10 protein-coding genes and 1 pseudogene are annotated in these 12511 nt (G+C 47.3%); all 11 read left to right on the top strand.

What is annotated here, in order from left to right; all coding sequences use genetic code 11:
* The first annotated feature begins 101 nt into the window (after positions 1-101).
* Positions 102-1952 carry a hypothetical protein gene (locus L6H65_RS23810; RefSeq protein ID WP_236346222.1) on the top strand — a complete coding sequence of 617 codons (1851 nt, stop codon included), beginning with the start codon at positions 102-104 and terminating at the stop codon, positions 1950-1952.
* Complete coding sequence (locus tag L6H65_RS23805; RefSeq protein ID WP_236346220.1) at positions 1945-2454, top strand: hypothetical protein; 510 nt, start codon at positions 1945-1947, stop codon at positions 2452-2454. Before L6H65_RS23810 ends, L6H65_RS23805 begins: the two co-directional genes overlap by 8 nt.
* Positions 2455-2612: 158 nt before the next feature.
* Positions 2613-2747, top strand: a pseudogene (locus L6H65_RS26870) (hypothetical protein); the annotation flags it as partial.
* A 25-nt stretch (positions 2748-2772) separates the two neighbouring features.
* A complete protein-coding gene (locus L6H65_RS23800; RefSeq protein WP_236346217.1) occupies positions 2773-5670 on the top strand; it encodes a deaminase domain-containing protein in 2898 nt (965 codons plus the stop codon).
* A gap of 10 nt (positions 5671-5680) precedes the next feature.
* Positions 5681-6091 (top strand): hypothetical protein, encoded by a 411-nt coding sequence (locus L6H65_RS23795; RefSeq protein WP_236346214.1) that lies wholly within the window; start codon positions 5681-5683, stop codon positions 6089-6091.
* A 329-nt stretch (positions 6092-6420) separates the two neighbouring features.
* Positions 6421-7311 (top strand): hypothetical protein, encoded by an 891-nt coding sequence (locus tag L6H65_RS23790; RefSeq protein ID WP_236346212.1) that lies wholly within the window; start codon positions 6421-6423, stop codon positions 7309-7311.
* Between the two features lie 26 nt (positions 7312-7337).
* Complete coding sequence (locus tag L6H65_RS23785) at positions 7338-7721, top strand: hypothetical protein (RefSeq protein ID WP_236346208.1); 384 nt, start codon at positions 7338-7340, stop codon at positions 7719-7721.
* Entirely contained in the window at positions 7691-8443 is a 753-nt protein-coding gene (locus L6H65_RS23780) for a pentapeptide repeat-containing protein (protein ID WP_236346194.1), read from the top strand. The genes L6H65_RS23785 and L6H65_RS23780 overlap by 31 nt, the downstream gene beginning before the upstream one ends.
* Before the next feature lie 3 nt (positions 8444-8446).
* A complete protein-coding gene (locus L6H65_RS23775) occupies positions 8447-8962 on the top strand; it encodes a hypothetical protein (protein WP_236346191.1) in 516 nt (171 codons plus the stop codon).
* Position 8963: 1 nt separating this feature from the next.
* Positions 8964-9665, top strand: coding sequence for a PAAR-like protein (locus tag L6H65_RS23770; RefSeq protein ID WP_236346188.1), 702 nt, complete (start codon positions 8964-8966; stop codon positions 9663-9665).
* 17 nt (positions 9666-9682) lie between these two features.
* Positions 9683-12508: a zincin-like metallopeptidase toxin domain-containing protein gene (locus L6H65_RS23765; protein ID WP_236346184.1), complete on the top strand. Its 2826-nt coding sequence runs from the start codon at positions 9683-9685 to the stop codon at positions 12506-12508.
* Positions 12509-12511 lie beyond the last annotated feature (3 nt).

Genomic DNA, 12511 nt, shown 5'->3' with positions numbered 1-12511 from the left:
TTGCCATGCAAACGAAGCTGGATCAATATATTTATATCGAGGGCAATCAGGTGAGGATCAAGGGCAACGTGATCCGTTTCGATAAGGTGCAAAAGGATTTCATGGAGCTGCTGACGGATGAGGACTTGAAGGAGCTGTATATTGAGCAAGAGGTTGAGGCGGAGATGGAAAAGGGAGAGGAAAGGACCCTCCTTGGCGCCACCATTCAAGTACCACTGCCTGAGAGTCAGCGTGGAGAAGTAAGAACGCGAATTGCAGAGAAAGTGTCAAATGATCCACATGCATCTACAAAGGCACGGGATGCCATAGGGAAGCTGGATGAGAAGACGCTGAAGGAGAGCTATCAGGCGAGGTTCTCGCCAGCAGCACCTTCGAAGTCGGATGATGAGACCGCAGCAGAGCAAGAGGCTTATAAGAGATCGTATGATGCCTATAATATAGGGAAGCAAGAGCAGTTCTTGGGCGTTGTACCGCATGCTGCGAATGGGATTCCGGCTGCACCCGTACAGCCAAACAAGGCGAGTCCTATGGAGCAGATCGGGAAGGGCCTTCTGAATGAAATGGCGTTAAATATGGTCATTCCCCAGATGCCGGATTATTATAGTAAGAGAATGATCGAAACGCCGCTCCACTATTCCCGATTCACGTTCCAGAAGTTTGTAATTGATCCGCAAATGCAGATGGCGGAGTTAAGCTTCTTGTTTGGAGCGGTAGCCATTGTGCTCGTAATCCCCACTGGAGGGACATCGATGTATTTGCTGGCAGCAGCAGAGGTGTTTCTAGGAGTAGCGGGAATGGTTGTCAGTACACAGAAGATGAATGACCTGAAAGATGGAAAGGCCTTTACGGATCCGACCTTCCTTGGATTGAATCAGCGGACTATTGATATTCTAGGGGTCGGAATGGCAGGCGTAGCCCTGCTGAGCCTCATGAAGCACGGTGTTATGAAGGTTGCGAATAAGCTGTCGAATTCAAAGCAGATTACTGCGTTGGATGAATTGGAAGGTCTTCAGAGAATGACGGGTGGAGATATCCAAGTCGCACCTCCGGCTAGCGGAAAAGCAGCTGGAAAGGCTGATGGGAAGCAGGCTGGGAAATTGCCTCCGGCTAGTGGGAAGTTAGGGAGCAAGACACCAGAAATTAATGCTGCACCTAAGGTCGTGCCTCCTAAAGTTTTGCCAGGTAAGGCGGGTAGTGAGGGCCCCCTACAGAAAACCCGACCAGAGCCAGTTGATGATTCGAAGACTTCCATTATGAAAGAGACAATAAGAACGCGTGTGTTGAGAAATATAGCAAACAGCAAGAAAGCGCGTGATGCATCAAATTTTGATGTTTATTTGAGAAATGAAAAAGTGCTTTTTGATAAAATTAAAGGAAAGAATAAATTAAAGGAAAATGCAACGGGGACTGATGGGTCGGGCAATGTTCCGAAAAGATATGGTGAGCCGCCTGTTGAAACAAAATTAAAAATTGATATAGCAGCAGAAAAAAAGGCAGAATTGATAAGAGTAAGTGGATTGGATAATATTGAAGTATTTGCAAAAAACACTGGCCTCAGTATTGAGGAGGCCAAAAATCTAAAGTCACATATGTTTTTAAATGAATATGAACTGTGTCATTTTGATCAGCAAGGGCTTTATTATTATAAATCACGACTCACACCTGACTCGGAAGTAGTATATGCGTTCACTAAAGCGCAAGAAGGAGAACTAACCCAACAAGGCAAGGAATGGTTCAAAAAGTTAGCAGCACATGAATTGGCAGAGAAAAAGCTCATGGAGAGTGGTCTTAATTATCGTCACCCCGACTCGTGGGATGGCATGAAATTTACAAGTGATCCACCAGGTGCTCATGACTTGGCACCTAAACAACCCGAATTTGGCTCATTTCCAGGGTACGAGGAAGATGTTGCTAAATTTTATAATATCAAATGGAGGGAACTATATGATTGATTTAATGAACAAGGCAACAACTCGTATTTCGAAAATTGCTTGGGGAACTTCTGAGGTGAAAAAGAAATCAAGAGAACTATTAATTGCCGAGTATCTAAGGAGAAGTTCACTATTTTTAGAGGCACACTCATTTGAAGCAGGCCCCTTTTTTAGCCCTGCAAAAGTGGTGCGTACTGATCTAGATTTAGAGGATAGGATTAATAGCATTTTTTTTGAATCAGGAAAACCTAATCTATTGTGTAAAACAATTTGTTTGCGTTATCTCGAATGGACCTACTTAGTTGATAAGGGGGAAATTACCTATGATGAATGTCAAGACATTTACGAACCATTAATTAAATATTTTGAAAGGGGGGGGGATCTAAGACTTGATCAAGGTATCTATTTGGATTATGGTTTTGGTGCATTTCCTATAGATAATTGGTGTGAACGATATTCAAAGTTGCATGCCATTGATATTTCAGACGAGAATTTAGATAATATTGATGATATGAGTAATTGAACTGTTACTATTTATGTTTCCAACTCCAACAACAAGATCGTACAATATATCAACAAACCAAACACTTAACAACTTGATAAGCACACTGATAAACTTCCAAAAGCTCTTTCCCACTTGAATGATAAGTAGGAATGAGCTTTTTTTAGAACGGCAGCCCGACTGTCTTGGTGAACGATGTGCCTGTCCTGACCACCAAATCCTGTCTCTATTGCACATGGGGCGGGAAGATTAAGTTTCTAACGAATGGGATGGACCCGGCCCCACCCGAATTTCTTGAAAGAGGACCCTACTGATCAGGGAGGTGACAGGGATGGCGACATGGTATCAAGGAGACGGGTTTCAACTGAAGTGTGGCCCTATCCATTAAAAGCGGTTCGCAGTCTGCGAATTGACCGTAAGTTCAATGAGCATGCCACATGCTCGTTTACCGCTATGATGGCGGAAGAGGATGCGGAGGCTTGCATACGCAACGGCAGCTTCGAGGATAGTCTGATGATCCGCAAGCCGGGCGAGGTTCGGGACGAGCACTGGTTCGCCGGAGGCATCACGAGCATTGATATTCAGATGGAGGATGGCATCCCCCATGTGCAGATCGAGGCGATCTCACGGACGTATGCGATGGATATGAAGCCCGTGAGCCGTTCGTATCAGAATAAGGGGCTCACGTATACGGAGGTCATCGGACAGCTTGCGGAGAAATACCCGAAGGGCGATGCACAGAATGTCGCTACGAATCCAGGGGACAGCATTGGCGAGCTAATTGTCCAGTACCAGGAGACAGATTGGCAGTTTATGAAGCGGCTCGCTTCCCGAATCGGAACGGTCATCCTGCCGGATGTGGTGATGGATGCGGCGCGTGTTTATTTCGGCGTCCCAGATTTGTCATGGGGGACCGCAATCAAGTCGAAGCGCTACGCGATGATTCGCAATTGCGATACCTACATGGAGATTAAAGCCCATGCGGAGGGAGGTTCCGCCGATGCGATGCGTGTCACGGACTTTACCAGCTATCGGGTCGTGACGGAGCAATATTGTCAGGTCGGAGATGATGTGCATTTCAAGGGCAGCATGTGGGTCGTAGCGGAATCAGTGATTACGTATCAGACTGGGATGCTCCAGTATGAGTATCTGTTGGTTCAGCGGCAATCGCTGCGGCGCAAGGCGCGTCTGAACAAAGCGATTCAAGGGGTTTCACTGGAAGGTCGGGTCGTGAAACGGGCCAACAATATGGTGAAGGTGCATCTGGACATTGATGATGGCCATGATGAGCAGGGGAATTGGTGGTTCCCGTACTCGCCGGAGGGGAACAATATTTTTCACTGCCTGCCGGACGAAGGGGCGCGGATTAAGGTTTATTTTCCGAGCGGGAAAGAGAAGAAGGCGATCGCGGTGAATGCGGTTCGCGGTGGCAGTGAAGAGATGAAGGCAAAAACAGTGTTCCAGAAGCCGACGACGAAGGTGTTCGAGATGCCCAGTAACGCGAAGATGGAGCTGGGCGAGGATGGGGTGCTGTTCAAGCAAGGCACGGTCAGCTTCCATATGGACCAGAACAACATTCGAGTAAAGGCATCGGAAGACCTGCTTGTGGTGGCGTCCAACAACCTGAATTTGAGCGGCTCAGGGGCAGTGATTGATTCGATCAAGATGGAAGCGACGAGCATTGCCATGCAAACGAAGCTGGATCAATATATTTATATCGAGGGCAATCAGGTGAGGATCAAGGGCAACGTGATCCGTTTCGATAAGGTGCAAAAGGATTTCATGGAGCTGCTGACGGATGATGACTTGAAGGAGCTGTATATTGAGCAAGAGGTTGAGGCGAAAATGAAACAAGGGGAGGAAGTGTATCATCAAGGAGAACTGAAAGGTTACAGGGGCATTCACAAAAGTCGACGTGGAGAAGTAAGAGCGCGAATCGCAGAGCAAGTGTCCAATGATCCAGATGCATCGACAAAGGCAAGGGATGCCATAGGGAAGCTGGATGAGAAGACGCTGAAGGAGAGCTATCAGGCGAGGTTCTCGCCAGTGCCAGCTCCTCCTGAAGAGCAGTCGGATGAAGAGATTGCTGCAGAGCAAGAGGCTTATAAGAGATCGTATGATGCCTATAATATAGGGAAGCAAGAGCAGTTCTTGGGCGTTGTATCGCATCCGGCGAATGGGGTTCCGGCTGCACCCGTACAGCCAAACAAGGCGAGTCCGATGGAGCAGATCGGGAAGGGCCTCCTGAATGAGATGATGTTAAATATGGTCATTCCCCAGATGCCGGATTATTATAGTAAGAGAATGATCGAGACGCCACTCCATTATTCCCGATTCACGTTCCAGAAGTTTATGATTGATCCGCAGATGCAGATGGCAGAGTTAAGCTTCTTTTTTGGAGCGGTGGCCATTGTGCTCGCATTCCCCACTGGAGGGACCTCGATGTATTTGCTGGCAGCAGCAGAGGTGTTTCTAGGAGTAGCGGGGATCGTTGTCAGTACACAGAAGATGAATGATCTGCAAGATGGAGAGGCCTTTACGGATCCGACCTTCCTGGGATTGAATCAGCGGAATATTGATATTCTAGGAGTCGGGATAGCAGGCGTAGCCTTGCTGAGCCTCATGAAGCACGGCGTCATGAAGGCTGCGAATAAGCTGTCGAATTCAAGGCAGCTTACTGCGTTGGATGAATTGGATGAGCTATCGCGAAGGACTGGGAGTGGGGAAGTACCTAATGGGACAATAGATAGCTTATATGGGAAAACTCAAAATGTTAGGAGCGATATTAACAGAGAAATAGAAAAAATAAGGAATTCCGATGAATACAAAAATCTCTCAAAAACACAGAGAGATAAACTTGACAGAAAACTAAAAAAGTTAAGTAGTGGAAATGTCGCAGTGGCAGATGTAAGCATTCCTGGTATTAATAAAGAATTTCAAGCACATAGTCAGATTCATTCCTCTGATAGCGTTGGTAGTAATGTTGGAGATTTTAGTTTCTCCAAAGTTGATAAGTCATTGGAAACCTATGTTGACGATGGATTTCCAAGATTTAATGACACGGAGGCAAAGATTCTTGAAGATATTGCTTCTCAAATTAAAGACCCTAATGTTAAAGGGCGAATAGATTTGTTTACAGAACTAGATGCATGTCAAAGTTGTTCAAATTTAATTATGGAATTTAGACGTAAGTTCCCAAATATTCAGTTAAATGTATATTCTAAAAATATGAGATAAGGACGATGATATGAACATGACAAGTTATGAATCAATAAGGTCATCTATAGTGTTAGACTTTGAGGAATATATTGAAGAAGAAGGTTTAAATGTGGCGCAGGTTTCAGCAAAAATTTTGGAAGAAGATTGGAAAATAGTAAACAACAGTTTGTTTACTAAAAAATTATACTTTGTTTCTATTGCAATAGAGAGTTTGAAATATAAAGAAATTGCTGATTTTATATATTCTAAATTGGATACTTATCTGGAAAATACTAAATTAGTTGAAAATAATATAGATAAAAATGACATTAAAAAGCTGTTGCAGGACATTCAAATCTGCAAAAAATTAATTACAAATAAAGATGAATACAAAATCAGGGAAACAAGCGATTCCACTAAATCAAGAGTAGAATACATCTTAGGTTTGAAAGTTGATTAATTTTAGTGTTGCATAGGTGATTGCTACGAACAGAATCATGTTGGGGGCAACCCAGTGCCGAATGAACCCATCAATCAATCAACCAATAACATACTTAGCCCATGCCCGTATAAAGATTTCGTCATTTCGTTTGTACGCACAATAATGCCTGACAATTAATAATCTAAATAACGCTAAAGTGTTACACAAAACAGGTCGATTATGGTCAGATACCACCATGATTGATCTGTTTTTTGTTATCTTTGTTTTCTCCCCGATTTTTCAAAATCATTCGCAACTGACCCTGATTGGCTTCATGCCGTTCAGGGTTTCTTTTTTGAAGGGGAGTGATGGACTATATCTGCTATGAGGTCGTTCTGAATCAGGTGCTTGAATTGGGGGATGAAGTTACATTCAAGGGGCATAAGCTCCATGTCTTCGAAGTGCAAACGGAGATGACACGCGGTATTCTTACGCACAAATATACGCTCTGCCTGAAGAGCGCCAGCTATAAACGGAAGCGGAGCAATAAGAAGCTGATCGGAGCCTCCATACAGGGCAAAGTGATGGCGGTCGTCAGGGACGAGGTAAAGGTAAAGCTGGACTATGATCAGAATTGGAGTCTGGAGAAGTCTTCCCCATTCCCATACTCAACCATGTACGCGTCTGATGATCAGACGGGATGGTATTGTATGCCGGAGAAAGGGGACGACATCCGCCTCTATTTTCCCAGCGCTCATGAATCAGAAGGCATTGCCCTCAGCTCCGTCAGGAAGATGCTCCCTCAGGAAGCGATGCAGGGTGGAAGCCAGCAAGGCGCGAGTCAGTCGGGCGGCTCGGAGAGCAAGAAGGCAGCAGGGACGACAACGGTTGTTCAGCAGGAATATCTCCAGCCTATTGTCAATTACGACAAGGATTTGAAGGAGGATTTGATGGCGAATCCGAACACAAAGTTCTTGCTCACACCTACGGGTCAAAAGATTTCTTTCGAGGAAGACCGAATTACGATTACCGGCGCGTCAGGCGGCGCAACGATTACGTTGACGAATGATGGGACCATCATTCTGAATAGCAACAATAAGATCCAGCTTCAGGCCAATAAGCAGATTGAGATGGTGGCGGAGACGATTCTGATGGTCAGCAATCAGATCGAGATGTCGACGCTGACCGGTGACGGGGCCATTACTCTGGATCAGAGCCAGATTACGTTAAAGGGCGTTGAAATTCTAATGAAGAAGTAACGATCAGGGAGCAAGGAGAGCTGCGGATGAGTGCAATCGAAGCGTGGGAGTATTTTGTGGAACAGGATGCGATGCCGCATCGAACGGAACAAATTAAAGCGCTGCACCATTATTTTTGTACGAGGAAAGACGAGATAGCGGAGGAATTTGTTCTGTTGTTCGATCAATTCTGTCAGTCGGTGCAGCGGCTGCAGGCTGACGGGACGATGAAGAAATGCGGGAGCATCCATATTTCGCTGCTGCGTACAAGTCTGATGGAGGGCAAGCCGGTCTATATGCTGGAAGCTTGTGACGCAGATCATCTTTGGAAGCCTGTTGTGACTCCGTTTCGCTATGACGCGGGATGGATCTATACGTATCTGGAGGCGTGGGATCAGGCGTGCGAGGTGAAGCGACGGAGTCGTGGATGAAGGCGCAGCTCTATCCGTTCCACGCATATATGGTGCATGCGGTGCGCTATGCGATGGACACAGCCAAGCAGCTCGAATCGTTTCAGAATCTGGCGACGGAAGGGCAGCTAGATATTCGTGTCGGGGAGTACAAGGATGAGCAGACGAGTGAATCGGTTTACCTGAGGAGCGGTTATCCCCGAACGTCGGTTAGCTGCAAGGGCTGGCTGGAGAGTCGGCTGGAGCAGGAATATATCTACGAGCATATCAGATATGTCAATCTGTCTGAAGGCAACTATGAGGGCATTAATCTGAGCTATACCTGGTTCGAGGTTGTGAAGCTGACAGGGAGCAATCTTCGGGGCGGGCTGCTGCTGGGGACCGGCTTCGAGCGCTGCGAATGCGATGGAGTAGATTTTAGCGGGAGCAGGCTATTCGATGCGGATTTCCGCGGCTGCAAGCTGGAGCAAGCCCGGTTCGATGGCGTTATCGGGAGCCGCGATGTCCTGAATGAGAAGCATGGCATGTACTTCGGCATTCACGGTGTCCGTTATCAAGGGGCGAATCTGACGAATGCCAGCTTCCGTTATGCAAGGATAGCAGGCGACTTCACGCATGCGGTTCTGGATGGGGTGGATTTCACCGGGGCAGATTTGACCGGAAGTCGGATGCTGGAGCGTGATGTATTTCTTGTTCCGTTGACGCCAGCGCAGCGTGAGAGTGTGGAATGGGTGGAGGAATAGAGCATGGAATATTTCATTATTGAGCATGATGATCGGCTGGATGCGGCGGGGGGAGCTATTGTCTTCCCAGAGCGAATGCTGAAGGGGTTCGAGCATGCGGAGCAGCAGGAGATTGTACATATCAAGCCAGGTCGAGAGCTGGTGTACAGCAGTATCATCGAACGCCCTGTGCTGCTCGTTTCTAATGAAATGCAGGCAATCATCAGCCGATATGAGCCGGAAATGGCTTGCAAAACGGTTGTCGTAATGGATATGACCAAGAACATGCAGGTTCACTTCTCGATGATGGAGCTGAAGGAAATTCCATGCACGGCCCCGGCGGAAGTGGTTGTTGAGAAGGGGAGAATTGAGCAGCTGGCGATTGATAAACGGCTGATTGGGGATTCGAGTATGTTCAAAATTACGTATTATCAGAGTGCTCTGCTGGTCGTGCGTCTGGATCTGGCGGAGAATCTGCTACGAGCAGGCTTGTATGGGCTACGTGTACGAAGAATCTTGTTGAAGGAAGGGGAAGAATGAGATGACGGTTCCAACAGTTCATGGTTTTCTGAAGAAATCGACGATAGCAGAATTGGAGAGCGGGGAGTCCTGGCGAAGTGAAGAGACCTATGTAACCCGTGGCGCATATATGCATTGCACAATGGGGACCCATGAGGAAGTGCTTAATCAGATCGGGGAAAAAGGGGTGCTCATTAATGAAAGCCCGATGATGACCGTGAAGGATTGTGCGGTGTCTACATCGGAACAGATTAACGGCAGTATGGCGCAATTCGATGAGCTTGGGAACAAGATTGACGGCAATTTTTATTCTTTTGGCTATTGCCGGAGTTTGATCCATCCTTTGAAAGCGGCCGAGCTGAGCGGAGCAATCACGCCAAATCCAAATGGGGGATTAGACGGATTAGAGGGGCTAGGCTTAACGGGGCCGTATTTGAATGGTTACAACTATGATTGTGAACCGGAAACAGGCACTATTCTAATGGATATTACGATCTATCCCTTTGTCCCCAAGCTGCTGCCTTCCTCTCTGGCTATACCGGGTGGAATTGTGATTCCAGGGGCAACGGAATGGCAGAACGGCAGCCCGACTGTCTTGGTGAACGATGTGCCTGTCCTGACCACCAAATCCTGTCTCTATTGCACATGGGGCGGGAAGATTAAGTTTCTAACGAATGGGATGGACCCAGCCCCACCCGAATTTCTCGAAAGAGGACCCTACTGATCAGGGAGGTGACGGGGATGGCGACATGGTATCAGGGAGACGGGTTTCAACTGAAGTGGCCCTATCCATTAAAGGCGGTTCGCAGCCTGCGAATTGACCGAAAGTTCAATGAGCATGCCACATGCTCGTTTACCGCTATGATGGCGGAAGAGGATGCGGAAGCTTGCATACGCAACGGCAGCTTCGCGGATAGTCTAATGATCCGCAAGCCTGGTGAGGTTCGGGATGAGCACTGGTTCGCCGGAGGCATCACGAGCATTGATATCCAGATGGAGGATGGCATCCCCCATGTGCAGATCGAGGCGATCTCACGGACGTATGCGATGGATATGAAACCCGTGAGCCGTTCGTATCAGAATAAGGGGCTCACGTATACGGAGGTCATCGGTCAACTCTCGGAGAAATACCCGAAGGGCGATGCGCAGAATGTTGCTACGAATCCAGGGGACACCATTGGCGAGCTAATTGTCCAGTACAAGGAGACAGATTGGCAGTTTATGAAGCGACTCGCTTCCCGAATCGGAACGGTCATCCTGCCGGATGTGGTGATGGATGCGGCGCGTGTTTATTTCGGCGTCCCAGATTTGTCGTGGAGGACCGCAATTAAGTCGAAGCGCTACGCGATGATTCGCAATTGCGATACGTATATGGAGATTAAAGCCCATGCGGAGGGAGGTTCCGCCGATGCGATGCGTGTCACGGACTTTACCAGCTATCGGGTCGTGACGGAGCAGTATTGTCAGGTCGGAGATGATGTACAGTTCAAGGGCAGCATGTGGGTCGTAGCGGAATCCGTGATTACGTACCAGACAGGAATGCTCCAGTATGAGTATCTGTTGGTTCACCGGCAATCGCTGCGGCGCAAGGCGCGTCTGAACAAAGCGATACAAGGGGTTTCACTGGAAGGCCGGGTCGTGAAACGGGCCAACAATATGGTGAAGGTGCATCTGGACATTGATGATGGACATGATGAGCAAGGGAATTGGTGGTTCCCGTACTCGCCGGAGGGGAACAATATTTTTCACTGCCTGCCGGACGAAGGGGCGCGGATTAAGGTCTATTTTCCGAGCGGGAAAGAGAAGAAGGCGATCGCGGTGAATGCGGTTCGCGGCGGTAGTGAAGAGATGAAGGCGAAAAAGGTGTTCCAGAAGCCGACGACGAAGGTGTTCGAGATGCCCAGTAATGCGAAGATGGAGTTGGGCGAGGATGGCGTGCTGTTCAAGCAAGGCACGGTTAGCTTCCATATGGACCAGAACAATATTCGAGTAAAGGCATCGGAAGACCTACTTATCGTGGCATCCAACAATCTGAATTTGAGCGGTTCAGGGGCAGTGATTGATTCGATCAAGATGGAAGCGACGAGCATTGCCATGCAAACGAAGCTGGATCAATATATTTATATCGAGGGCAATCAGGTGAGAATCAAAGGCAACGTGATCCGGTTCGATAAGGTGCAAAAGGACCTTGGCGCCACCATTCAAGTACCACTGCCTGAGAGTCAGCGTGGAGAAGTAAGAACGCGAATTGCAGAGAAAGTGTCAAATGATCCACATGCATCGACAAAGGCACGGGATGCCATAGGGAAGCTGGATGAGAAGACGCTGAAGGAGAGCTATCAGGCGAGGTTCTCGCCAGCAGCACCTTCGAAGTCGGATGATGAGACTGCAGCAGAGCAAGAGGCTTACAAGAGATCGTATGATGCCTATAGTATAGGGAAGCAAGAGCAATTCTTAGGCGTTGTACCGCATGCGGCGAATGGGATTCCGGCTGCACCGGTACAGCCAAACAAGGCGAGTCCTATGGAGCAGATCGGGAAGGACCTTCTGAACGAAATGGCGTTAAATATGGTCATTCCCCAGATGCCGGATTATTATAGTAAGAGAATGATCGAAACGCCGCTCCACTATTCCCGATTCACGTTCCAGAAGTTTGTAATTGATCCGCAAATGCAGATGGCGGAGTTAAGCTTCTTGTTTGGAGCGGTAGCCATTGTGCTCGTAATCCCCACTGGAGGGACATCGATGTATTTGCTGGCAGCAGCAGAGGTGTTTCTAGGAGTAGCGGGAATGGTTGTCAGTACACAGAAGATGAATGACCTGAAAGATGGAAAGGCCTTTACGGATCCGACCTTCCTTGGATTGAATCAGCGGACTATTGATATTCTAGGGGTCGGAATGGCAGGCGTAGCCCTGCTGAGCCTCATGAAGCACGGTGTTATGAAGGCTGCGAATAAGCTGTCGAATTCAAAGCAGATTACTGCGTTGGATGAATTGGATTATTTATTACGAAGGACTAGTAATGGCGAAGTACCGCCGAAAGGGAAACCGGCTGGGGATGGAGAAGTACCTAATACAAACCCAGTTGGAGGAGAGCGAATTGAGGGGACGGGAGATTTTGATTTTAAAGAATGGGCAGATATGCCTGTTAGTGGTCAAGTGCAAATAGCATCAAATGGACAGAGATTGATTAGCATACGTGATTTAAAAATGTTTACTAAAGAAATGAATGCAAAAAATATTAGAGTGGTTATTGATAGCAAAGGTAAGATATTGCCAAGTTTTGCGGACGGGGGATTCAATCCTAAGACTGGTCAAATTGTGTTGAAAAAAGAGCCAACATACTTAAGTGCAAAGCATGAATCATATCATGCGCAACAATGGCTCGAACTTGGACAAGAGAAGTATTTGAAACTAACGATTTTAGAAAGAGAAGAGTATGTGTATAGTCAGATAATGAAAAATAAAGATTTGTACACAAGTGAAGAAATTTTGTTTTCACAAAAGTATATATTTAAATTACGAACTGGTGAGTGGCCACCACCCGGATGGAAAGGTTTTGAATGAGAA

The sequence above is a fragment of the Paenibacillus plantiphilus genome (assembly GCF_927798095.1).
In the GTDB taxonomy this organism is placed as follows: Bacteria; Bacillota; Bacilli; order Paenibacillales; family Paenibacillaceae; genus Paenibacillus_Z; species Paenibacillus_Z plantiphilus.
Note: the sequence above shows the minus strand (reverse complement) of the source record. Positions and strands in the feature narration are given on the sequence as shown.